This window comes from Bilifractor sp. HCP3S3_D3 (genome assembly GCF_052063915.1).
GTDB lineage: Bacteria > Bacillota > Clostridia > Lachnospirales > Lachnospiraceae > Bilifractor.
The window spans coordinates 150,619-174,220 of record NZ_JBQHWP010000003.1 but is presented as its reverse complement, the minus strand read 5'-3'; the positions used below and the strand labels follow the sequence as shown (position 1 = coordinate 174,220).

General features: G+C 48.3%; 19 protein-coding genes. 16 read left to right on the top strand and 3 right to left on the bottom strand.

The window, feature by feature from the left end:
* Positions 1-95 precede the first annotated feature (95 nt).
* Both ACTNDI_RS03030 and ACTNDI_RS03025 read right to left on the bottom strand, forming a co-directional pair.
* Entirely contained in the window at positions 96-2,459 is a 2,364-nt protein-coding gene (locus ACTNDI_RS03030) for a helix-turn-helix domain-containing protein (RefSeq protein ID WP_441099281.1), read from the bottom strand.
* Between the two features lie 99 nt (positions 2,460-2,558).
* Positions 2,559-4,949 (bottom strand): GH39 family glycosyl hydrolase, encoded by a 2,391-nt coding sequence (locus ACTNDI_RS03025; RefSeq protein WP_441099280.1) that lies wholly within the window; start codon positions 4,947-4,949, stop codon positions 2,559-2,561.
* 372 nt (positions 4,950-5,321) lie between these two features.
* On the opposite strand from ACTNDI_RS03025, the gene ACTNDI_RS03020 reads away from it, so the two are divergent.
* From ACTNDI_RS03020 to ACTNDI_RS02990, 7 genes are all read left to right on the top strand, one after another.
* Positions 5,322-6,950, top strand: a complete 1,629-nt coding sequence (locus ACTNDI_RS03020) for an ABC transporter substrate-binding protein (protein ID WP_441099279.1) — start codon at positions 5,322-5,324, stop codon at positions 6,948-6,950.
* A 62-nt stretch (positions 6,951-7,012) separates the two neighbouring features.
* Positions 7,013-8,395, top strand: coding sequence for an ABC transporter permease (locus tag ACTNDI_RS03015; RefSeq protein ID WP_441099278.1), 1,383 nt, complete (start codon positions 7,013-7,015; stop codon positions 8,393-8,395).
* 19 nt (positions 8,396-8,414) lie between these two features.
* Positions 8,415-9,317, top strand: a complete 903-nt coding sequence (locus ACTNDI_RS03010; RefSeq protein ID WP_441099277.1) for a carbohydrate ABC transporter permease — start codon at positions 8,415-8,417, stop codon at positions 9,315-9,317.
* A gap of 116 nt (positions 9,318-9,433) precedes the next feature.
* Positions 9,434-10,213, top strand: coding sequence for a YesL family protein (locus tag ACTNDI_RS03005; RefSeq protein ID WP_441099276.1), 780 nt, complete (start codon positions 9,434-9,436; stop codon positions 10,211-10,213).
* Positions 10,206-10,901: a hypothetical protein gene (locus ACTNDI_RS03000; RefSeq protein ID WP_441099275.1), complete on the top strand. Its 696-nt coding sequence runs from the start codon at positions 10,206-10,208 to the stop codon at positions 10,899-10,901. Before ACTNDI_RS03005 ends, ACTNDI_RS03000 begins: the two co-directional genes overlap by 8 nt.
* 84 nt (positions 10,902-10,985) lie before the next feature.
* On the top strand, positions 10,986-11,456 hold the full coding sequence (locus tag ACTNDI_RS02995; protein ID WP_441099274.1) for a C-glycoside deglycosidase beta subunit domain-containing protein: 471 nt from the start codon (positions 10,986-10,988) through the stop codon (positions 11,454-11,456).
* Positions 11,453-12,520, top strand: a complete 1,068-nt coding sequence (locus tag ACTNDI_RS02990; RefSeq protein ID WP_441099273.1) for a hypothetical protein — start codon at positions 11,453-11,455, stop codon at positions 12,518-12,520. Before ACTNDI_RS02995 ends, ACTNDI_RS02990 begins: the two co-directional genes overlap by 4 nt.
* 57 nt (positions 12,521-12,577) lie before the next feature.
* Here ACTNDI_RS02990 and ACTNDI_RS02985 read toward each other — a convergent pair whose 3' ends face one another.
* On the bottom strand, positions 12,578-13,426 hold the full coding sequence (locus ACTNDI_RS02985; RefSeq protein ID WP_441099272.1) for an AraC family transcriptional regulator: 849 nt from the start codon (positions 13,424-13,426) through the stop codon (positions 12,578-12,580).
* Between the two features lie 215 nt (positions 13,427-13,641).
* On the opposite strand from ACTNDI_RS02985, the gene ACTNDI_RS02980 reads away from it, so the two are divergent.
* From ACTNDI_RS02980 to ACTNDI_RS02940, 9 genes are all read left to right on the top strand, one after another.
* On the top strand, positions 13,642-15,183 hold the full coding sequence (locus ACTNDI_RS02980) for a DUF5597 domain-containing protein (protein WP_441099271.1): 1,542 nt from the start codon (positions 13,642-13,644) through the stop codon (positions 15,181-15,183).
* A 298-nt stretch (positions 15,184-15,481) separates the two neighbouring features.
* A complete protein-coding gene (locus ACTNDI_RS02975) occupies positions 15,482-16,324 on the top strand; it encodes a sugar phosphate isomerase/epimerase family protein (protein ID WP_441099270.1) in 843 nt (280 codons plus the stop codon).
* Positions 16,325-16,523: 199 nt separating this feature from the next.
* Complete coding sequence (locus tag ACTNDI_RS02970; RefSeq protein ID WP_441099269.1) at positions 16,524-17,804, top strand: Gfo/Idh/MocA family protein; 1,281 nt, start codon at positions 16,524-16,526, stop codon at positions 17,802-17,804.
* Between the two features lie 383 nt (positions 17,805-18,187).
* A complete protein-coding gene (locus ACTNDI_RS02965; protein WP_441099268.1) occupies positions 18,188-19,495 on the top strand; it encodes a thiolase family protein in 1,308 nt (435 codons plus the stop codon).
* A 15-nt stretch (positions 19,496-19,510) separates the two neighbouring features.
* Positions 19,511-19,939, top strand: a complete 429-nt coding sequence (locus tag ACTNDI_RS02960; RefSeq protein WP_441099267.1) for a Zn-ribbon domain-containing OB-fold protein — start codon at positions 19,511-19,513, stop codon at positions 19,937-19,939.
* 169 nt (positions 19,940-20,108) lie between these two features.
* Positions 20,109-20,348, top strand: a complete 240-nt coding sequence (locus ACTNDI_RS02955) for an acyl carrier protein (RefSeq protein ID WP_441099266.1) — start codon at positions 20,109-20,111, stop codon at positions 20,346-20,348.
* Between the two features lie 30 nt (positions 20,349-20,378).
* Entirely contained in the window at positions 20,379-21,383 is a 1,005-nt protein-coding gene (locus ACTNDI_RS02950) for a phosphate acyltransferase (protein ID WP_441099265.1), read from the top strand.
* A gap of 14 nt (positions 21,384-21,397) precedes the next feature.
* Positions 21,398-22,507 (top strand): butyrate kinase, encoded by a 1,110-nt coding sequence (gene buk, locus ACTNDI_RS02945; protein ID WP_441099264.1) that lies wholly within the window; start codon positions 21,398-21,400, stop codon positions 22,505-22,507.
* A gap of 63 nt (positions 22,508-22,570) precedes the next feature.
* A complete protein-coding gene (locus ACTNDI_RS02940; protein ID WP_441099263.1) occupies positions 22,571-23,566 on the top strand; it encodes a flavodoxin family protein in 996 nt (331 codons plus the stop codon).
* Positions 23,567-23,602 lie beyond the last annotated feature (36 nt).

The window sequence follows — 23,602 nt, the reverse complement described above, 5'->3', positions numbered from 1 at the left end:
GAGAATCGGGCGGCTTAATCCGGAAATGGGATTGAACCACCCGATTTTCTCTGCTTGCCGGACAATATGAGCAAACGCCTTTTTGATGGCGTATATTAGAGAATATGAGTAAACACCCATTCCCTGATCTCGTGAGGGCGAAGGTGAAAATGCAGGTGCAAATCGGGGTCGGCCTGCATGAAGGAAATATTCTGTCTTGGAACAGAGGTCTCCCGGTAGTAGGAAATTTCATCGTTTCGAAGATTCATAATTGCTTTTTCGAGATCCTCGGAGTTGATTCCGCTGGATTCCATGATACGCAGGTATTTGTCCAGAACACTTCCATTGGCGCGGTTCAGGATATATTCTGTCACTTTGTAACGTCCGGATGGAAGACCGGAAATTCTGATATTCCATGTCTCGTTTTCTTCTTCGTTAAAAACAGAATAAGTTTCCTCTATTTTCAGATGCCGGTCCGGCGACATACAGAAGGCAGGGCTGAAGTGCGCATAGTTATATACGAGCAGCTGAAAGCTTTGCCCGGAATTTCTGGTGAAGCAGTAGTTTCTGCCGGAGCTGCACAGATAAGATCCGAGACGCCTCAACATCTGAAAGCTGTGAAAGACAGGCATCTGGATTCCATTTGCGGCGATCAGGGCGGATTGTTCGTGTGACGGAGAGATAAAGGAGGACATTCTTCTGGTATCAATCAGGGTCGAGTAAATGATCTGGTCACACAGAGATCTCAGATTAAGGACGTTATAACACAGGAAAGCACTTTGAAAGCAGGATTGAACCGGATAAGCAGAGCCGAAGAGCATGGATCCGATGTCCGTGAGACGGACGGGGATATTTCGGTATAGTGGATATTTCCGGATTGTTTCGAGACAGGCTTTCAGCTGAAGAAACAGACAGTCCCGACGCGGTGACATCAGTGTTTCCTTTATTGACACTGTGGGCGTGTGCTCGTATAAGTACCCGAAGAATGAAAAAAATCCGAACGATATCATCTCCTGTGACAGCCCATCCAGCAGATTCTGCAGCTCGTGTATGCCGAAAAACATTGGAAACTGAGGCCCTCCCAGCTGAACTTCCGGAAGAAACTGATGAAGATGGCTCTGGTAATATCGGAAGCGAGCTGCATAGTCAGAGGCTTTTTCCAGAGAATACTCGCCGGGTCTTCGCAAAACGGAAAGCTCAAAGTGCCAGGTATTCATATATGGAAGACCGTAGCTGTTGATCAGGTGCCGAAGTACTGCGTTTAGTATGTGTGGATTCTGGGAGAGGTCATGCTGACCAGCGGGATCTCCGTGATCATGATTATAAGTAAAATCTACAAAAAGGGAGATATTTCTCTGCCTGGCAGATTCAACGGCAAGATCGAGATTGGAAAAGTCCAATGCTCCGTTTCGGGGATTTATGCGAACCAGTTCTTCCGTGAAGAGGTTAAAGCATCGGAAGCAGCGAAAAGGAAGACGATCTCCATATGTTTCAAGGCCGAGAAAAAATGAATCCTTCAGCATGTTGGAGAGCGGACCGATGTTAATGGTATCCTGCCAGTTTTTTTGAAAAGGGGTCAATTCGTCGGAGGAAAGCGTCAGATTCATGCTGACCGGCTGGCTGGCAATATTCTGCCATGTAATCTGTGCGCTGACTGCGTCAGGATTCTTCCCTTCTGTTTTCTTGCGGGTCCGATAAACGGCAGGGGGCATTCCGTATTTGGCGCGAAATGCTTTTTCCATGGATGAAATTCCGGGAAAGCCGTTGGTAAGTGCGATATCCGTGATAGAGCGGTTGGTGTTTTCAATGTCAAAGACGGCATGCTCCAGCCTTATCTCCCGCAGAAGTGTGGAAAAAGTTTTTCCAAAATTCTTTCTTATAAATTGAGACAGATACTGCGGAGTCAGAAAAAATGTACTGGCCAGTCCGGACAGAGACAGGGGCTGACCATAGTTGGCTTCAAGAAAGTCGTAAAGCTTCTGGGCCCTGGACTCTGCTGAGGTGTTCGAAAATCTGGCGGATAGTGCGGCGGTATGGGTGAATCTCTGGCTAAGCTGCTCGAGCAGTTCAAGCAGCAGGGACAAAATGAGAGTTTCATCCTGATTTGTAATGTAGGCGGAGCCGATTCGTATCAATATATCAATAAGGGTCGGGTAATAGGGATTGTCGCTGTCCTTGACCGAATTGCAGAGAATTGATCTGCCGTCTTCTTCTATGGTACTGATAAAGGAACGGTTGACGGAAATACAGAGAAGAGAATCTGTATCTACAGAGATACAGGAGAATTCCTTCTCGGGAGCAATCAGAATCACGCCGTGATGAGGAAGAATACAGGGAACAGATTCATCCGGAAGGATAAGCGTGATGGATCCGCTGAGGGGGATAAAGAATCGAAAGTCTTCTGATGCCGGCGCGTGCAGATAAAACGTATTCAGGATATGAGCGTGGATATCAACATGGATATGTCTGTTTATTTTCATGCAAATACCTCCAGTCATTTCTTTGTCTCTTGATTTTCATAGATTAGTTGACACTACCCTATTCTTTGATTTTGTATTCACCATTTGCTCCTTAAGTCCTTATATATGCTTCTCAAGCGTTACCAGGCGGACTTCATTGTAACTCAGAGAAGCGGTCAGGTCGAAATGGTCTTCGACGGTTACTGCCTGTATCTCGACAGCTGGAGCGGAATCATGGAGAAGAAATTCATACTCCTCCGCACGGAGATCATTCCAGTAATTGAGCTTTCGCCAGCTGTTCAGTATATTTCCGTGAAGCAGGTCGATCTGTTCTTCACGCATCAGATAATTGCCTGGTTCGACGCCTCTGATACGCAGCGTCAGATCCAGCGGGGGTTCACTCTCAAAGGCAGAAAACGGATAGTGAAGGACATCTTTTCCGCGGGGAGTCATGGCAAACTCCTTATTCAGCCGAACCAGACGGAAAAACAGGATGTGCCAGTTTGCCCCGTTTCTCGTTACGATATAGTTTCGTGATCGCGCGACACAGATATTATCCAGAAGATTAAGCATGCGCAGAGCATAAAAACCGGATTTCGGCAGTCCGCTGGCGGATACGATGCCGTTGCCGCCCCAGAAAGGCCTTCCGGTGATTTCGTACTGGAGAGAGGTGTCGGATGCCAGCCAGTAAGCAATTACCTGCGCAAGAGAGTGGTTCTGAATCATCTGATACACAAGATATGCTGAAGGGTAGGTGGAATCGTTGATGAAATTTCCCGAACTTGTAAAGGCTCCAAGCTCTGTTACATAGAGCGGCGTATGGGCAAAACCTTCCTCTCTGAGAATTTCACTCATAGCAGTTAGTTTGATCTGCAGCAGATCTGTCTCGGAGCTTACCGGATAATTGCCGTCATCGTGAGAATTTACCGGAAGATAAGGAAAGTAGATTACGGAAATAAAGTCCGGCCGGTGTGTCATATGGCACAGCGAGGTCAGATATGTGCGATAGCTTTCCGGTTCTCTGTAAAGATTAAAGCCGGGACCTCCAAGCCTTGCCTCGGGGAGGATATTCTTCAGAAGCGCTGCGGTCTGCTGAAAACGGCGCGAGTATTTTGACGGTGGTTCCATGGAAGCAAGGCTCGCACTGTATCGCGCCCAGAGCTCAAACTGCCACAAGGAAACTTCTTCTATTCCATAGCGGTTCACACATGCCCGGATCAGAGCCGAAAAGAGCTCCGGGAATTCTCTGTCATAGGAAGTATAGTCTGCAAGATTCCGGTAATCGCTGTTCGGATCTTCCGGTTCCTGATAGATATGAAATGGTTTGCCGCTCAGCTCGATGAACGGTTTCAGATGAAGCTTCAGCATAAAATCTACGGCGTCAAAAAAACGGCTGAAATCATAGTAAGTTCGGATTGGTGGATCAGGATGCCGGATCAGCTTTGAGAATTCCAGAAAACGTGCGTATTGAAAATGAAGCGCGTCCTGAATGATTTTCAGAGAATAACGGTATCTGGGATTTTCAAAATCAGAGGCAGCGCCTGTATTGAAGAGCACATTCCAGGGGCATCTCAGGACTTCTGAAGGAGAAGGGGAGATGTCGGCTGTGACTGTTGTGCTCGCGGGAGCTTTTTCAGGTGCGTCAAAGCTTCCGGGAAGATAATTGTAGAGATAATCCATGATCAGTGGATAGTCTGTGATTCGCATAAACTCCGGCGGCATGGGAGGAATTGCCATAAGCCGATGCAGGTTCACATACTTTCCGGGAGTGGTATGAAACGATTCTTCGAATGCCTTCAGGAAAGACGCCTGGTTAGGAAATCCGGACAGGGAAGCGACGCGCGACAGAGGCTCGTCTGTCTTCTGGAGAAGAAGGAGTGCCAGTGCCAGACGGGGCTTCGTGACAAGTTCTATGAAACCGGTATGCATTTTTTTGCGGATGAAGGAAGAAAGATACTGCGGGGTGCATCCGAGCTCTTTCGAGGCATGCTCCAGAAGACAGCGGGAGCGGTAGTTCTCATTGATATAGTTCATTAAACGGTCTTCATAGCTGTCCGTGCAATTGCTTCTTTCCGCGGAAAAATGACGCAGGAAGTCGAAGGCCAGCAGAAGAATCTGCGTTCGTGGGCCAGAGGAACGGTGGGTGTGACAGGAAGCAACGAGAGAGGCGAGATCTGCGGCGTATTCTCTCTTTTCAGAGGAGGGGTGCTGTCCGGAAAAATAGGAGAGTTCTGAATATTCCGGGCCTAACACATCTGCCAGAAGCCAGGGGTGGAATTCAAGCAGGATGACGGTGGAGCTTTTCAGAGGGATTATGGAGCAGGTTTCATCCGGTTTTATATAAAGAATGTCGGAAGGAGCAAGCAGATAGGAATCCTTATTGGTCTGGATTTTCAGACTCCCCGACAGAAGACAAAAAAAGTCAGACGAAGGCCGCTGCATTGAAAAAGACTTGGAAATCTGTCCGAAAAAGGAGCAGACAGGCGGAATAACAGATGAAATTTCGTACACTGGGCACCTCCACGGTTTTGTGCAATGAGCTATGAACCTGAAATAGTGTGTGATTTTTAAAATGATTCAGATGCAATCACATCATATACTTCGGATTATACCAGGAATTATATAAAATCACGAAGAAAAATAAAAGAAAAGATTAAAAAAACATATTAAAAAATTAATGCGCGACTCGCATGAGTGAATTTTTATATCAAAGATCATAAAAATGAGCAAGTGCAGGGAGAAAAAAGCTTACCTGTGAAAGAGAAGATGAACCGTTATTTTGGGTATACTGTCATCACAAGCAAATCATACAGCGCATATGGTGCCAGTGCCATATGGAGAGTGCTGTAAAATTGAGTATTACGTATTTGGGAGGAGAAAAGCATGAAAAAGAAGCTGGTATCCATTATTCTTTCCGGAATCATGGCGGCATCGGTTCTTGCCGGTTGCGGAGGAACAGCAACAGAGGAGGGAGCAGAGACCTCGGAATCTGCAGCTTCTGCAGAATCAACGGAGGCTGTAGGTTCAGGCAGCAGTGTATCATCAACGTCAGGATCGGCAGCGGCAAAGAAGGTTTCCGATGGAGATGTTGTAGATATCGAGATGTACGGTCTGGGATTTTTTGGTGAAAACGGGCTGGATGAGGTCATGGATGAGATCAACAAGATCTCTGAGGCGAAGATCGGCGTCCATGTAAACTATCACATTCTTGATATTGCGACATATATGCAGCAGATGCCGCTGATGCTGACCGGAGGAAGTGATCAGGTAGACCTGATCATGGATACGGCAATGCCGACCACCAGCTTCTCCACCTTTACGGCACAGAATCAGCTGATGGACATTTCTGAGTATCTGGATGATTATGCGCCGGATGCCAAGAAACTGCTGAGCGAATATCTCCCGGCGACTACCATTGACGGAGCGGTTTACGCGCTTCCTGCATACAGAACTTACAATTCCAGTTATTACATTATCATGCGCAAGGATATCCTGGATGAACTGGGACTTACGGAAAAGGCACAGAACCTGTCCTCGTGGAGTGAGTTCAAGGAACTTCTCCAGACGGTTCATGATTCTCAGGATAAGCTTCCGGACAATATGAAGACGACTGCCATGCTGTGCAATGCAGATACGCAGGGAAATGTCATGATGGGAACTTATACAGATACCGCTGCGGACAGCTTTGCGGATGACTATGGATTTGACGTTCTCGGGGACGCAAACCGGATTATCCGGGCGAATGATGACGGTACCGTGGACAATTATTTTGCAAGCGATGATTACAAGGCGAGTGTTGAGAGAACCATCGACTTTTATAACAGCGATCTGATCTATAAGGATTCTGCCACCGCGCAGGACGGAGCAGATCAGCAGATGGCCAACGGCGTGACCTTCGCATATACTGTTCAGTCTGAAATCGGCGTAGAACAGGCGAAGAAATCTGCTACCGGATACGATGTGGTATGCGTGCCATACCTGGATGTTCCGGTACAGTCCTCGAATGTAAACACCTGGGGATGGTCTGTTCCCTCAACCTCTGAAGAGCCGGAAGCGGCTGTGGCTTTCATGAATTTGATGTACACCGATCCGGATATCGAGAACCTCTTTGTATACGGCATTGAGGGCAGGGATTATGAACTGAATGACCAGGGAGAAGCTAAGCTTCTGGATACCAAGGAGTACCAGAACAGTGACTTCTTCTTTGGAAACCAGTTTAATGCATATCCTGCGGAGGGCACAGGATCGGATTTCCGCACAAAAGCAAAGGAAGCTCTGGATAATGCCGAGATTTCTCCGTATTTTGGTTTAGTGGTCAACACCGAACCCATCGCAAACGAGCAGACGGCGCTTTCAGCGGTTCTGAAGAAATACGAAAATGCATTGGAATCCGGATCCGCCGATATCAGTACATTAGATGCGATGAACAGTGAGCTGGAGGGCGCGGGACTGCAAAAGTACCTCGACTATTATCAGGAACAGCTGGATAACTGGAAAGCAGAGCAAAAATAATACAGCTGAAAAGAATATCCGGCATTGCCCGGATATTCTTCTTATGAGGAAAAGAACGGATTATGAAGACACAGAGCACAAAAAATCGAAACACAACAATACAGCGTGCCAATAAAGCGGAGCCGGGAATTCCGGAAGCCCTTTTGCGGCTGGCGCCTGCGGTACTTGCCGTTGCGGCGGTGGCGCTGTTATACATCCTCCCCTATGCCACCTATCAGTATAAGCGGCGAACCTATGGCATTCTGGGCAGATCCCTGCTGTTTGGCACGAAAATTGCAGGAGGGAGACATGAAGTGGGACAGAGCACGGTTCTTTGGATTTTTGTGGCATCCATGGCTGTTGTTCTGATTTCATCCCTTATTAAGCTCAGAAAGCGGGTGGTTTCAGAAGAAATCATGACGATAGCGGGAATTGCCGGTCTTGTCTCCTCCGCCTTTATGGCATCCAATGTGGCCGGAATGCTGGAGGGAGTGAAGAAGACCGCGGCATCCACAGGGGCGGTGGCGTCGGTGGTTCTCAGTATCCTGGTGATCGCCTGCGGCCTGTATGCGCTGCGGGAGCATAAAGTTCTCTGTTCCCTGGACTTCATGATCCTCCCGGGTCTACTGTATTTTATCATCAATAACTATATTCCGATGTTTGGCATCTACATCGCGTTTAAGAAAATTGACTATTCCAGGGGACTCTGGGGAAGTGACTGGGTCGGGTTTGATAATTTCAAGTATCTTTTCTCTACAACAGATGCATGGGTAATTACAAGAAACACGCTGCTGTACAACGCGGCGTTCATCGTTCTGGGGATCGTGTCCGGACTGGTGGTCGGCATCTGTCTGTCAGAAGTCGCCCGGAAGGCGATGCAGAAGTTTTATCAGACTTCAATTCTTCTTCCGCAGCTGATTTCATTTGTCATTGTTTCTTATATTGTATATGCGTTTCTGAGCAATGAGACGGGACTGATTACCAAGGCGTTAGGATCTGCGGCACCGAACTTTTATGCGGACAAGACATGGTGGCCGTTTATACTGATCTTCATCAATGTCTGGAAGCAGCTGGGATACAACGGAATTATCTTCCTTTCGTCGATTGTTGGTATTGATTATGGTATATATGAGGCGGCAAGAGTAGACGGCGCCACCAGATGGCAGATGATCTGGAAAATTACAATTCCGCAGCTGAAGCCGACGATCATGACACTGTTCTTGCTGCAGGTGGGACGTATCTTCTATTCGGATTTTGGTCTGTTCTATCAGGTACCGCTGAATGCAGGAGCGCTGTATGATGTGACCAATACCATCGACACCTATGTGTACCGTGCGTTGATGGTCAACAATAATATTTCTCTTGCTTCCGCGGCAAGTACCTATCAGGCGATCGTAGGTTTTGCAATTGTACTTGTGGTGAATCTGATCGTCCGCAAGGTTGATAAAGAAAATGCGATGTTCTGATGAAAGGAGGAAAGTCTGAATGAACGATACAAGTGTAAAAGGAAAGGGAGAGAAGAGATTTCAGATCATCATTCACATCATTCTGATGATTTTTGCGCTATGTGCGATTCTTCCTTTTATTCTGCTTCTTTCTTCTTCGCTGACGGACGATTCTGTTCTGATGCAGTTCGGTTATAATTTCTGGCCGAGGAAATTTTCAGCTTATGCGTATCAGTATCTGTTTACCTCCAATGGAGGAGGAATTCTCCGTTCCTATGGGATTACGATACTGGTCACAGCCATTGGTACAGTGATACACCTTCTGGTGGGACCGCTGCTTGCATACCCGTTGTCAAGAAGGGATTATAAAAGGGCGGGACTGGTTACTTTCTTGATCTTTTTCACCATGCTGTTCAATGGCGGCATTGTGCCGTCCTACCTGATGTGGACGGGTGTCTTTCATGTGAAGAATACGATATGGGCACTGATCTTTCCCACGCTTCTCATGAATGGATTTTTTATCATTCTGTATAAAAATAATTTTGCCACCAACATTCATCCCGCGCTGATTGAAGCGGCAAAGATTGACGGTGCAGGAGAGTGGTACATCTACTTTAAGATCATTCTTCCGCTGTCGCTTCCGATTCTCGCGACCATCGGACTTATGGTGGGGCTTGGATACTGGAACGACTGGGCAAACGGACTGTATTATATCACGGACACAAATCTGTATTCCCTTCAGCTCCTGCTGAAGAGCATTATCGACAACATCCGGAATCTGGCAAATATGAGTGTCAATACGGGCAGCGCTGCGGCATCTCTCCCGTCCAACTCAATCCGGATGGCAATGGCAGTGGTTGGAATTATTCCTGTCATGGTTTTATATCCCTTCTTCCAGAAGGCATTCGTGGCGGGTATCTCGCTCGGCGGCGTTAAAGAATGATTTCTGCAGGATTGCGCGCTTACGCAGGCGGCGCAATTCGCAGCCGGGACAGTTTTGGGGCAAATATTTGCGCGTATTTACAGAAGTCTATTAAGAGAGACAGGCGGTAAAGTCGTATGGCAAGAATCTTTGATCTGGACAATCCTTTTTTTTCAGCGGTCAGCAAGATCTTATCGGTAATCGGACTGAATTTTCTGTGGCTTGCTCTTTGTGTTCCGGTGGTCACTGCAGGGGCATCCTGCACAGCATTCTATTATACGATCCAGAAGAACATCAAGAACAGCCGGGGCTATATGCTCTCGGACTTTATGAAAAGCTTTAAGGAAAATTTCAAACAGGCCACCGGGATCTGGATGATTCTTCTGGCGGTGCTGACAGTCATATCCTTGGATCTGGCAGCAGTGAAGACGCTGATTCACCAGGAGAGAATTCCGGAAGGCACTCAGTATTTCTTTTATATTCTGATGATCCTTATCGGGGTATATGCAATCTGGACCTTTGCGTGTCTTGCGCGGTTTGAGAATACGGTGCGGCAGACAATGAAAAATGCGGCTTTGCTGATGATTTCCAGTCTTCCGGTTTCTCTGGCGGTCTTTTTACTTGCGGCGGGAGCGGCTCTGATTATCTGGCTGATGCCGGTCGCCGTTCTGGTTATGCCGGCGACGGCTCTATGGCTTGCTTCTGTCTTGCTGGAAAAAGTATTCCGAAAAGGGATGTCGGATGAAGACAGGCGGGAGGAGGATGCGCGGAATCTGGTATACCATGACGATTATACAGAAGGGAAGAAGTCCGGATCGAGACAGCTCCAATATAGTGAAAAGGAACAGATTAATACTGGTGAAAGCGGAAAGCCTGTTCCAACCCGCCCGGTCTGGAGAAATGGAAAATATGAATAAGAACGCTGCAGTCATGGATCGGATTCTTGCTGCCGCGAGGCACACGTTTAAAAAGCGGACGGTGCTGATTCTGATTCTATGTATGCTTTCGGCAGGAGTTCTGGAAGGGTGCGGTCAGGAAGAAGGGAAGGCAGACTCTGTTCTGCAGGTGACGCTCGTCGGAGCGGATTCCCTGGAGGCAGAGAAAAGCAGTCTTGTGGAGGACTACCGGAAAGCAGCCGGATATGCAGATGACGAAACGCTGACGATGGATACAAGTCTCTATTACGATTCCGGGGCGCAGGATCAGAGATCCGCTTCCTCCCTGCAGATTCTTGCTGCACAGTTTCTCTCCGGAGAAATCGACGTCTTTGCCGGAGAAGAGGAGCTGTTTGAAAAGGAAGCTGAGAATCATGCGTTTCTCAACCTGGAGGAAGTGTTACCGGAATCGGTGCTAGAGGACTACAGGAATGATCTGATTTACAGTGAAGATGAATCGGATGGAGAATCCCGTCCTTCGGGGATTCTATTGAAAGATACACGGCTCACGAAGGATCGCTTCTACGGGAGGGGGCAGGCCATTGCCATCGGAGTAGGAAGCCGGTCTGATTCACCGGAGGAGGCAGGCAATTTTATCACTTATCTGCTGACCGGCCAGACAGACTGCCGGCCGGACAGAGCGGCTGTTGAGCAGGATAGTTCTCGATGAGGGCCTGCAAGTGGCCTTCTCCGCTTGAGATAGTAATATGCTGAATAGTCACAAATAGAACCTAAAAGAAAGGGAGGTAACAGGATGTTTGATGATTTTCTGATCCGAAAGGACAGCTTGAAGAATGTCGTCCGCGACGGCAAGACCGTCGGATTTTGTTTCGGTGTTCGAATTGCAGATTATCGGGGATGTTTTTTGTCTCTGCATAACGGATATTATATTTCGGTAGACGGTGTGGAATATCCGAGAGAGAAGCAGCGCTTTGCGATTAACGGAAAAGCACCGCGAACTTTCGAAGAAATCAAGAAATGCTGCTGGGAACACTGGGATTTTGACGATGAAGGAATGGTTTATGTAGATAAGGAAGGCGGACTTGCGCCGGGCGTCCACAGAGTAGGATTGCAGCAGTCAATTTTGTCACAGTATGGGTATATGCCCTGGGACGAGGAATGGGTGAAAAATCCTCCGGTGCCGGGAAGCGGTGCAGGAGCGGGAAAAACTGCAAACATCTGCTATTATGATCTGAAATTACAGGAAGGAGGGGACGAGAAATGATAAAACGAGGAGTATCCTTATACAGCTATCAGCAGGCGCAGTTCTTCAAAAAACTGGACCTGAAGGCACAGATCCGCGAGGTTCGTGAGGGATTGGGAACAGATGGAATTGAAATCATTGATGAAGCGGCAATTCCGCATTATCCCTTCCCTTCCGAGGAGTTCATATATGACTGGCACAGCTATATGGCGAGATACCGTATGAAAGCGGTCACAATGGATGTTTACATGGATGTGCATCAGTTCCGGGATCATGTCATGACCCATGAAGAAGCGGCGGAACATCTGAAACAGGATATCATGCTCGCTCACAAACTGGGATTCCGGAATGTAAGAACACTGGTGCTTGTTCCTACAGATGTTATTGAAATGTGTATTCCGACTGCGGAAAAATACGATATCCGCATCGGAAAAGAAATCCATGCTCCCTGGCCAATTAAGCCGGGCGGGCAGATCAAGGCCGAAAAAGGGATGGCGGCTGCTGTAAATTTCCGCATGGTGGATGAGCTTCTGGAATTAAAGGAACGCACGCATACAGAGCATATCGGACTGGTTCCGGACTTTGGTATTTTCCAGTATCGGCCTTCGGAGGTCGCGGTTGCCTATGTGAAGCGCCACGCAAAGAACCCTGAGGCGGTGGACTGGATTCTCGAAAATGCCGCAAATTATTCACACGATGAGATCCTCACACTAGTGGACGAGAAGTTTCCGGGACACGGGATTCCGGGAAGTGATGTAGAGCGAATGGCTACACATGAGTCCAGTGCAAAGCCGGAGGATATCATTGATATTATCCCGCATATTGTAAGCATTCACGGAAAATTCTACAATATGACTGAGATCCCCGGGCAGCCCGGCCATTATGAAGACAAATGCATCGACTATGAGACACCGATGAAATATCTGCGGGAATATGGATATGACGGCTATATTGATTCTGAATTTGAGGGACAGAGAGACCAGCAGGATCGGGGTATAGAATACCTGGTAGACGAGGTGGAACAGGTGAGAAGGCATCATGAGATGCTGAAAAGACTGTCAGGAGAGCGGGAAAAGACATCTTGAGGTGCAGAAGATACTGCCCGGAGAGCGGGAAGACTAAGAAAAATGAATATGTGTTTCTTATCGGATTATTTGTTGTAACCGATATTGGTCCGGAGTCATGTGATTATATTCTCTGAATTTTTTGCCGAAATAGCTTGGACTGGCAAAGCCGCAGTCTGAAGCAATTTCGGCTATTTTTTTGTTCGAGTTAGTGAGGAGTTCTGTTCTCGCATGAGCAATCCGAATTTCTGTAAGATGTGTGATAATCGTTTTCTTCATATCACGCCGGTATATACCGCAGATGTATTCCTTCGAATAGCCCAGAGAGTCTGACAGCTGTTCGAGGGAAATGTCTTCATTGTAGTGATCCTCCAGGTAGACAGAGATTTGCCGGGAAATCGGGTGGCTTCCGTCTGGAGCAGAAGCCTGCAGGAGAGAAAGATTTTCTGATAAATCTATCAGAAATGCATAAAGCAGCTTGGATGCAGTGCGTTTTTTATTCAGTTCTGCGTGGTGAGTACCGGAAGCGTCTGCGTCGAGGAGCTTTTCTAATTCTATTACCTGCTGCAAAAAGAAAGAGGGTTTTGCATAGTGGTAAGCACCCGGGGATGAAATACCAAGGTCCTGTGCGAGCGTGGCGAGGCAGTTTCCACCAAATCCGACAAAATTCAGTCGGAGCAGATCTCCCTGTGCATGATATTCATGGGGAATATGGGAGGGGATGATGAAACCGTCTCCCTTTTTAATGCGGTATTGTTTGTCGGAGATATTTAGTATAGCAGTACCTTCTGACACCTGAAAGCATTGCCAGATTGGCATACCGTAGGGGCGGCTTACGGGATCCTGCAGGTAGTCAATGCCGAGAATCAGAAGACGCAGAGGGATATGATCTGTTTCGTAACGGGTATAACCAATTGAAAAAAACATATTGTCTCCTTTATAGAATGGCAAGTACTTACAGAACATTAATATAATGATAGAAATATTATAATATTAATATTGAGTGAAGAAAAGGCAATTATTATAATTTTTTATAACGTATCTCAATAAGGTCGTATTTCATAATAAACAGCTGATCATTAGAGAGGCTGTATAAGGGCTGACCGTGCTGGCGGCGTCCGGAAGAGAAAGGAGAAGAGGTCATGAGCACACCGATAATCAGAAAAGATGAGAAGGGAATTCTCACACTGTACGTGAAGAACCAGCCGTTCTTTATTTATGGAGGAGAGATTCACAATTCTTCCGCAAGTGACAGTGAGTACATGGAACGGGAGGTATGGCCTGCTGTAGAAGGCATGCACATGAATACAATTCTGGCACCCGTTTACTGGGAGCTTATTGAGGAGAAGGAGGGCGTTTATGATTTTTCCTCGGTAGGCGCACTGATCAATCAGGCAAGATCTCATCACATGCATCTTGTGCTGCTCTGGTTCGGGCTCTGGAAAAATGCGGAGTCCATGTACGTACCCGGCTGGATGAAGAGCGACACGCAGAAGTATTTTCGCGTAGAAAAGAAATCCGGCGAGAAAATTCCCGTGGTGTCTCCTTTTTGCAGGGAAGCGATAGAAAAAGACCGCACTTGTTTTCGGTCTCTGATGGAGTATATCCGCAGCATAGATGAGGAAGAAAATACAGTTCTCATGATGCAGGTGGAAAATGAAGTGGGAATGCTTGGGGATGCCCGGGACTATTCTGCGGCAGCAAACGAGGCTTTTGAACAGCGGATACCTTCGGAGCTTACTGACCTAACAGGGAAAAAAGGAACGTGGAGAGATGTGTTCAAGGAAGAGGCGGAGGAGGCTTTTATGGCATGGAGCTTTGGAAGTGCCGTAGGTAAGATCACCGCTTCCGGAAAAGAAGTCTATCCGCTTCCCTGCTATGTGAATGCCTGGCTGAAACAGTATCCCTGGTATCCGGGATCTTATCCATCGGGAGGTCCGGTAGTTTCTATGCAGCAGATCTGGAGAACTGCTGCTCCAGGGTTGGATCTGTTCGCACCGGATATCTATGTTCCCTACTGCGCGAAGGTAATGGACGAGTATCAGACAGAGGAGAACCCGCTGTTTGTCCCGGAGATTCGAAAAGATGCTGTGACAGCTTCATACTGTATGTATGCTTTTGGATCCAAGTATGCCATTGGGTATTCTCCATTTGGGATCGAGGAACTGACGAAGGATCCGGATGCGGTGGATCGTCCGCCGATGGAAGTGATGCGTGCCTTAAATATTGATCCGACTGCCTTCGAAATTGAAGGAAGTGCAGAAATTCTCTCAGAAACGTACAGGATACTGAAGGAAATGGAACCGTTGCTTCTGCAGCTGCGCGGAACCGTTCATCTGAACAGCTTTGTAAGACACGGAGAAAATGATTTTGGAACCTTTGCGCGATTTTCACGCTACGATATGCAGGTGGCTTATGAACCAAGGTCCGGCGGAAACCCTCTCGGGGCAGGGATTATAATGGAGCTTTCTGAAAATGAATTTCTATTGACAGGTATCATGTGCAGAATCAACTTCTTATCGAAGCCTGAAGATGCAGATAAGACAGAAATACTCAGGCTGGAAGAGGGCAGCATAGTCGACGGTCAGTTCGTACGAGGAAGAGTACTTAATGGAGATGAAAAAATGTCTGTCCGGTTTGGCAGGATACCCCAGACGTATCGTGTGGTGCTTTACCGGTACTGATTTTTAAAAGGTTATTCAGAGAGAGTAAGACTTTACAAGGAGAGAACGATCGGCCCGAAAACAGCCTGAAGATAAAAACAGAGATTTATTTTTGACCTTTTCCGGTTGGACTGGATACCAGAAGTCAAAACATGTATAAAAGGAAGGTCAAAATCAAATAGTCGGTCAGGCCGGAAAGAAGTACAGTATAAGAAAACGTGCGAATGGAACGCCAATTATTTGGGTATTCAGGTATTTATGCATTTAACCGCAGACGTTCCGGTACTTCGGCATAAAGAAAACAAGGGAGGAAAACAAAATGAGCAACAGATTACCGGTTGGCATTCAGGTATATGGTTTACGCGATCTTCTTGAGAACACACCGGAAAGATTTCCGGAGGTGATGCAGTCTGTCAAGGATATGGGCTATGATGGCGTGGAGCTTGCAGGTCTATATGGATTGGAACCGGAATATATCAAGGAAACACTTGACAAAATCGGCTTGAATCCGATCAGTGCCCATGTGCCGCTGGTGGATATGATGGCGGATCCGCAGGGAATCGCTGACACCTATAAGAAGATCGGTGTGAAATATATCGCGGTTCCGTATCTGCCGGAGGAGTACAGACCGAATGTGAGCCCGGAAGGTTACAAGAAAGTCATCGAGGAGATGACCCGCATCGGCAGGATTTTCAAGGAGAACGGCATCAAGCTGGAATATCACAATCATGATTTCGAGTTCGTCAAGATGCCGGACGGAAGCTTCTGCTTTGATGATATCTATACGCAGATTCCCGAGGATCTTTTGAAAGTAGAGCCGGATCTGTGCTGGATCAAAGTCGCTGGTCAGAAACCGGTGGAATATCTGAAGAAATACGGCGCCCGCTGCGAAGTGGTTCATCTGAAGGACTTCATCAAAGAGGGAAATCCGAAGAACATGTATAAGCTGATCGGAACGACCGTGAAAGAAGAGGAAGGCGATGATGGCATCTTCGAATTCCGTCCGGTCGGATTTGGTATGCAGATCTGGGAGCCGATTCTGGATACATGCACGGAGATCGGCGCTAAATGGGTAGTGGTCGAGCAGGACGAGCATTACAGCCTGGATCCACTGGAGGCGGCGAGAAGAAGCCGTGAATATCTGAAGATCCTCGGATGGTAAACGGCTGCATTTCTGCACGACAAAGAGGCACAGTGTATTGTGAATACAGTGAAGATTCTTCTGCACGGCACTGGTTTCATAGAACATAACCGGAATTGCGCAGAACCTGTATCCGGAGATGGACTCAGAACCTGATCCGGATATAGCAGAAGGTTATGGTATTGATCAAAAGAAGATAAATCAGAGAGGAGTTCATGAAATGAGAGAACTGAGAATTGCCATTATCGGATGTGGAATGATTTCACACAGACATATGACGGTAATCCAGAACCTGAAAAACCGCGGATATGACCTTAAAGTTGTTGCCGCAGCTGAAATCGTACCGGAACGCCTGAAAGCATTCGGTGAAAAATATGGCATTGAGGAAAAAAATCTGTACGCGGATTTTCGTGAGATGCTGAAAAGAGATGATATTGATGAGGTAGAGGTTTGCGTACACAACAACCTGCATACTTCTGTAGCAACCGCGGTTATGGCAGCCGGATATCCCTGTTATTCGGAAAAACCGATGGCAGCCAGCTACGCGGATGCGAAGATCCTTTACGATGCGCAGAAGAAGTATGGTCAGAAGCTGGCAGTCCAGATTAGCTCCATCTATAATCCGCAGACAAGAATCGCAAAGAAGATGATTGCGGAAGGAAAGCTTGGAAAAGTTTACCACGCGAGAAGCGTCGGACACAGACGTCAGGGCCGCCCCGGATACGATATGCCGTTCTTCAGCCATGATTTCATTACCCCGGATGTGGGCGTTCACGGTCCTCTGTTTGATCTTGGAATCTATCATCTGGCACAGATGCTTTATGTGCTTGGCATGCCGGAGCTGGAGAGCGTATATGGAGTAACAACAAGTGATTACTGGACAGATCCCGCAATCGATAAGGCGGTTGGCCGCACGGCTCCGGTGGAGGATCTCAGTGTCGCCATCGCGCGCTTCAAGGGCGGACTTTCCATGGATATTTATGAAGACTGGGCAATCCATATGGATGAAATCGGAACATCCTTTATCGCCGGATCTAACGGCGGTCTGAAATTCACCGACGTAGATCAGACAGGCGGCCCGATGGCTGTACCGGAGGGCGGACAGATCGTTGGAGGCGGAAATCTGCAGAAACCCAGACTGGAGTGGTTCGGAGTCAACGACGAAGGACAGCTCTTTGACAATAAGCTGGACTGCGCAATCGGAGATATTACCGGCCAGCAGGAGCTTCTGATGCATCCGGAGATGGCGATGTACAATGACAATCAGCTGCAGTGGTATTCCTATCTGTGGGGAGACCTGACCGATGAGACACGCGTAGATTCTCCGTATATTGCCATGAAGACAGCGTTCCTTTCCGAGGGATGTGTTCTTTCCGGCAATCTCGGACGCAGTGTGACGGCAGATGAGATCAAGGCACTTTCGAAGTCTATCGCTCTTCGTGAGCAGGAGACTCCGTTCGGAACCATCAAGTACGATTTTGATGATTACAAGGCAGACTAATGTAACGTTTATCGGGTAGAAATGTGAGAAGTAAATATTGAGCAAGACAGTTCGGCGTTGCACACCTTTCGGGCGTGCAGCGCCGAATTTTGTATAGTTCCCAGATACAGCGTGCCACATACTGTATTAGTCCCGGCATGGCACTGGCTTCTATCTGCTATCGGATATGATGTGGTCATTTTCTTTGATAATCATTGACCTTTATACAGACTATCTTCCACGCGTGGTCAAAATAGAGTCGAAATATAGACGACGACATTATATTTCATCGGGAAGGAAATGGATATGATGGAAAAAATGGCCGAGGTTGCGTATTGAAGGAACGGATCATCAGACAATGACCGGGAAAGCAATCGTGAATATCAAGAATGCGAGGACAAAAAATGGATGTTGTTATGAACAAAACGACGATTCATCCGTACAGCAGAGGAGTATCCATCATTGGCGTTGGATGTACTCCGTTTATGTATACGGTGGACAATCCGGAAACGGATGGACTGACAGAAGGAGAAATGTATGGCTATGCGGCTTTGAAAGCGATGGAGGATGCCGGTGTAAATCCGCAGGACGTGGATTTCTATTTCCATGGTGAGGCAAGTCCTCTTGCATCTTCCAACTATCTGACACCGAACGTGCAGATCGCGAACTGGTTCGGCATGAAGGGCAAGGCATCCATTCATCATTCTGAGGCCTGCTGCACCGGATACTACGCGATTGAAGAGGCAGTTAATGCCGTGGCGTCCGGAAAATATAACTGTGTGCTTTCCGGGTGTGTAGAGTTTGGCGACAGCGCTGCGATTCCGGAGCATCCCTACAAGCGTGAAAAAATCACGATGGAGCGTTTCCTGAAGACGACGGCATGGCTGTATGACCGGAATTACACCAGAAGCCTGATGGGTGGTCTGAACCTGATTTATGACGACGCGGCGGAGTGGTACAAGAGAACACGCGGACTGACGGATCAGCAGATGGATGACACCTTGAACTGGATGTGCATCAACAATCGCAGAAATGCGTCGAAGAACCCGCTGGCGATTGCAAGAACTCCTTACGAGGAGATTGCTAAGGAGAAAGGATTCGACAATGTCCTGGATTATATGCGTTCTCCATATAATCCGAGAATGGGCGATTTTCTTCGCGCTTCCGGGCTGGAGCTGAAGTGTGACGGCGCGGCGGCGGTCATTGTCTGTGCGACGGATATGGTTGACAAGTACATGGGAAATAAGTCCCATAAACCGATTGAGGTGTTGGGTGTCGGCTGTGCTGCCTGTGAGGCGACAACTCCGCACTTCGAAGTCAATGCAACGATCGAAGCGGTCCGCCAGGTATATGAGCTTACCGGTGTGAAGCCGGAGGAGCTGGATCTCTTCTATGCGAATGACTTCATTATCACCTCACATCTGGTGGCAGCGGAGATCGCAGGGTATCTGCCCTATGGAGAGGGTTGGAAATATATCTGCGAAGGACGTACTGCCTATGACGGAGACAAGCCGATCAATACAAATGGCGGCCGGACATCCTTTGGCCATGCCCATGCGGCTTCCGGTCTTGCGGATCTCTATGAGGCGGTTCATCAGATGCGTGGCGAGGCTGGTGAAGGCCAGGTAAAGAAACTGCCGAAAACAGCCATGCTTCGCGGATATGGCGGCGCACAGAATATCTGTACATATATCATCCGCACAGCGGACTAAGGAGGAAACGAAATCATGAGTGAAAGTCCGATTAAACTGGAAAAGGTGGTTGCTACTTTCTACGAGAATCTGGAGAAGGGCAAAATCACCGCAAAGAGATGCAAAAAATGCGGAGCAGTAGAGTTTCCTCCGGTCTACGCCTGCAATACCTGTGGAAACTGGGATATGGAGTGGATTGAGATCAGCGGAAAAGCAAAGCTTCATTCCATGGTAATGCCGGCTCCGCTTTCGATGAAACCGGAATACAAGGCTCTCGGCAAGTTCTGTTACGGGGATGTGGAGATTGAAGAAGGCGCGCATCTGAATGCAGTAGTGCGCGGCGTCAGCAAGAAAAAAAGACGGGAGATTCTCGAAGGAAAGGGACTTCCGGTTAATGTACATGCGTCCATCTATCAGAGAGACGGCTATAAAACGGTAGTTTTTGATTTGGATGAAGATCAATAAACGATGACGCATGCTATAACACGGAATAACTATATGGATTGCCCTCGAAACTACAGCAGATCTCTCGTTCGAGTCTTGTATGCGTCGATGCTGCCTGCGTTTTCGAGGAGTTGATCGGGAAACAGAGATCATAGTTTTTAATACATACATAAGTTCAAGGAGAAAAAACATGGACAGAAAAGAACTGGAAAACAAGGTAATTGAGCTGGTAGCGGTTTCCTACAACAGAGATGCTTCCGAGCTTTCCACCGAGACGAATTTCAAGGAGGAGCTGAAGGGCGCCTCCGTGCAGATGGTTGCCCTGGTTGCTGAGATCGAGAACGAGTTGGACGCTACGATCACTCTTCAGGATGCGGCTGCATGCACGACAATCGGCGATCTGGTCAATCTGGTTGAGGAAGAAATGTAATCCTATTCATTTCATAACGGAGAGTTGAAAATGAGCGTATTAGATGAAATTTATGCCAAGGCAAAGGCAAACCCGCAGAAGGTTGCTTTTCCGGAGGCGACCAATGAGAAGATGATGCAGGCCGCATATGAGACCGGCAGAGACGGTTATATCATTCCGGTTCTGCTGGGCGATGACCAGCTTCCGAAGCTGGCAGTGGAGCGCGGCTACGATTCCTCTGTATTTACCTTTGTAGATATCAATAATGAAGCATATCGCAAGGAGATTATTGATAAGTATGTTGCAATGCCGGATACAAGACTGAAGGAAAAGGCGTTGAATCGGCGTATGGCGGACCCGCTTTATTACGCGATGGCAATGCAAAAGGCCGGAGAGGTCGGAGTTACCTTCGCGGGAATCGACAACACAACCGGAGACGTGCTTCTGGCGGCGCAGATGATGATCGGAATGAAGCCGGGCATCAGCACGATTTCCAGTATCGGCCTCTGTGATATTCCGGGATTCAAGGGAAGTGAAGGATCCCTGTTGGCTATCGGAGACAGCGCGGTCTGCACGAATCCGGATTCCGAACAGCTGGCGGACATCGCGATCTCTGCCTGTGAGACAGTCAGGGATCTTCTGGACTGGGAGCCCAGATGTGCCATGGTCTGCTATTCCACACTGGGAAGCGGGCAGGGCGAGCTGATCGACAAGGTGACAGCGGCTTTGAAGATCGCACAGGAAAAGAGACCGGATCTCGCCATCGACGGAGAGTTCCAGTTCGACGCGGCGATTTCTCCGGAGGTCGCGGCAAAGAAGGTCAAGAGAGAAAGTAAGGTTGCCGGTAAAGCCAACGTTATTATCTGGCCGGATCTGAATGTCGGTAACGTCGGCGTTAAGCTGATCCAGCAGTTTGGTCATGCGGATGCTTACGGTCCCATGCTGCAGGGCTTTAACAGCGTGGTCTGTGACTGCTCAAGGGGAGCGCCGGTTTCCGAGATCAAAGGAAATATCATCATTTCTGCGGTCCGCGCGGCAAAAATGAATCAGAACTGATCGGAGGAGACAAGGTGGGGTACAAAATATTTGCAATCAATCCGGGCTCTACATCCACGAAGATCGCGATGTTTGACGGGGAGACCTGTTTATTTTCAAAAAATGTAGCACATGACGCGGCGGAGCTTGGAAAATTCAAAACCATGTCAGACCAGCTGCCTTATCGCAGGGATATGATTCTGGACATTGTGCGCGAGAACGGACAGACGCTGGAAGACGTCGATGTATTTGTAGGCCGCGGAGGCGGCCTTCTGTCTGTGGAGGGCGGAACCTATAACCTGAGCGATCTGGTTCTGGAGCATGCCAGAACCTGCGCAAACGGTGTGGTACATCCGGCAACTCTTGGACCGCAGCTCGCACATGAGTTTGCCGTAAAGTACGGCGCAAAAGCCATGATTGTCAATCCGCCGGATACCGATGAGCTTCAGGATCTGGCAAGGATGACCGGAATCAAAGGGGTGTACCGAACCGTTCATCTGCATGCGCTGAATCTGAAGGAAACGGCGATTCGTCATAGCAAGAATGTGCTCGGGAAGAAATATGAAGAATGCAACTATGTAGTCTGTCATATTGGCGGCGGCATCTCCGTATCCGCACACCGTCAGGGGCGGATGGTGGATGGCTTTGATATTGTGGGCGGCGAGGGCCCGATGGCACCGACGCGCTGCGGCGGTATATCTGTCTATGATCTCCTGGACTATATGGAAAGAGAGAAGATGGATATCAAGTCAGTCCGTAAACTCTGCACAAGGCAGGGCGGTTTCGTGAGTCATCTGGGAATTTCCGACGCGCTCGAAGTCAGCAAAAGAGCTGCTGACGGGGACCGCTATGCGGCGATGCTCTGGAACACCATGATCTATCAGATTGAGAAGGCGATCGGTTCTATGGCGGCCGTGCTTAAGGGAAAGGTTGACGGAATTCTCCTGGGCGGCGGAATGGTCTACAATAAGGATCTGGTCAATCAGATTACGGAGTCGTGCAGCTTTATCGCACCGGTCTACGCATATCCGGGTGAATTTGAGATGGAGGCAATGGCCGCCGGCGCGATCCGTGTATTGAACGGAGAGGAAGAACTGAAGGAGTATACGGGCAAAAAGGTGTTTGAAAAATTCGATTTTGCCTGAGCGGCGTGAGCGTTTCACGCCTGTCGGAATGTATTCTTATATATATAAAAGGTAGGGGAAGCGATGAAAATATTAGGAATTTCCTTCGGCAGAAGGAACGAACGATGCGATATTTTGTGTAAGGAGGCGCTGTTCGCGGCGCATAAGGCAGGTGCGGATGTGAAATTTATCAATACCATGCGCATGGAAATCACGCATTGCCATGCCTGTGATTACTGCAGTCGCTGCAGAGATCGCGGCGACGTGGATATTCACTGTGCGTTCAAGGATGGCTATCAGGAGCTGGAAGCTGCTTTTGACGAGTGCGATGGCGTTATTATCGCTGCACCGGTGTATGCGGTTGGAATCGTCGGACAGTTCAAGAATTTCCTGGACCGCTACATGCCTTCCCATGACCGCGCCAATATCCTTGAGGAGAACAAGAAGCGCGCGGCAGAGGGAAAACCGCTTCTGAATCCGAATTATACAAAGGATCGTTACTGCGGTTACATCTCTGTGGGTGGCGCGCAGTCGCACCACTGGGTTTCCATGGGTCTTCCCATGCTTCATCTGTTTTCCTTCTCCCAGTGCATGAAGGCAGTCGGACACATTGACGCCTATGACCAGGGAAGGACCGGAAGCCCGCTGCTCGATGACAAGCTGATGCAGACCAGTGCGGACCTTGGTCGTGCGGTTGCTGAAGCAATCGGTAAACCATACGATGAGGTCAATACCTGGGTGGGACCGAAGGGAGTCTGCCCGGTTTGCCACAATGATCTTCTCATGATCGAAAATGACGGGAAGGATGTACTCTGTCCGGTCTGCGGAATCTACGGCAAGGCTTCTGTAGGAGCTGACGGTAAAATGAATGTCACGTTCTCTGAGGAAGAGCAGAAGCGTGCAAGAAATACGCTTCCGGGAATCTATGAGCATCATTATGAGATCAAAAATATGATCAAGGTGTGCGTTCCGAAGCTGATGGCGAATAAGGACATGCTGGATGAAAAGATGAAGAAGTATCGGAATGACTTCGACGCGGAAATCGCGAAGATGGATGCGGAAGCGAAGGCAGAGCAGTAAGCGGACATGCCGCTTTGTGTTTGACGTTACTGTAGA

Bases quoted from the DNA above. Each gene is read 5' to 3' on its own strand.
- ACTNDI_RS03030 (WP_441099281.1), bottom strand. From the start codon at position 2,459: ATGAAAATAAACAGACATATCCATGTTGATATCCACGCTCATATCCTG.
- ACTNDI_RS03020 (WP_441099279.1), top strand. From the start codon at position 5,322: ATGAAAAAGAAGCTGGTATCCATTATTCTTTCCGGAATCATGGCGGCA.
- ACTNDI_RS03015 (WP_441099278.1), top strand. From the start codon at position 7,013: ATGAAGACACAGAGCACAAAAAATCGAAACACAACAATACAGCGTGCC.
- ACTNDI_RS03010 (WP_441099277.1), top strand. From the start codon at position 8,415: ATGAACGATACAAGTGTAAAAGGAAAGGGAGAGAAGAGATTTCAGATC.
- ACTNDI_RS03005 (WP_441099276.1), top strand. From the start codon at position 9,434: ATGGCAAGAATCTTTGATCTGGACAATCCTTTTTTTTCAGCGGTCAGC.
- ACTNDI_RS03000 (WP_441099275.1), top strand. From the start codon at position 10,206: ATGAATAAGAACGCTGCAGTCATGGATCGGATTCTTGCTGCCGCGAGG.
- ACTNDI_RS02995 (WP_441099274.1), top strand. From the start codon at position 10,986: ATGTTTGATGATTTTCTGATCCGAAAGGACAGCTTGAAGAATGTCGTC.
- ACTNDI_RS02990 (WP_441099273.1), top strand. From the start codon at position 11,453: ATGATAAAACGAGGAGTATCCTTATACAGCTATCAGCAGGCGCAGTTC.
- ACTNDI_RS02985 (WP_441099272.1), bottom strand. From the start codon at position 13,426: ATGTTTTTTTCAATTGGTTATACCCGTTACGAAACAGATCATATCCCT.
- ACTNDI_RS02980 (WP_441099271.1), top strand. From the start codon at position 13,642: ATGAGCACACCGATAATCAGAAAAGATGAGAAGGGAATTCTCACACTG.
- ACTNDI_RS02975 (WP_441099270.1), top strand. From the start codon at position 15,482: ATGAGCAACAGATTACCGGTTGGCATTCAGGTATATGGTTTACGCGAT.
- ACTNDI_RS02970 (WP_441099269.1), top strand. From the start codon at position 16,524: ATGAGAGAACTGAGAATTGCCATTATCGGATGTGGAATGATTTCACAC.
- ACTNDI_RS02965 (WP_441099268.1), top strand. From the start codon at position 18,188: ATGGATGTTGTTATGAACAAAACGACGATTCATCCGTACAGCAGAGGA.
- ACTNDI_RS02960 (WP_441099267.1), top strand. From the start codon at position 19,511: ATGAGTGAAAGTCCGATTAAACTGGAAAAGGTGGTTGCTACTTTCTAC.
- ACTNDI_RS02955 (WP_441099266.1), top strand. From the start codon at position 20,109: ATGGACAGAAAAGAACTGGAAAACAAGGTAATTGAGCTGGTAGCGGTT.
- ACTNDI_RS02950 (WP_441099265.1), top strand. From the start codon at position 20,379: ATGAGCGTATTAGATGAAATTTATGCCAAGGCAAAGGCAAACCCGCAG.
- ACTNDI_RS02940 (WP_441099263.1), top strand. From the start codon at position 22,571: ATGAAAATATTAGGAATTTCCTTCGGCAGAAGGAACGAACGATGCGAT.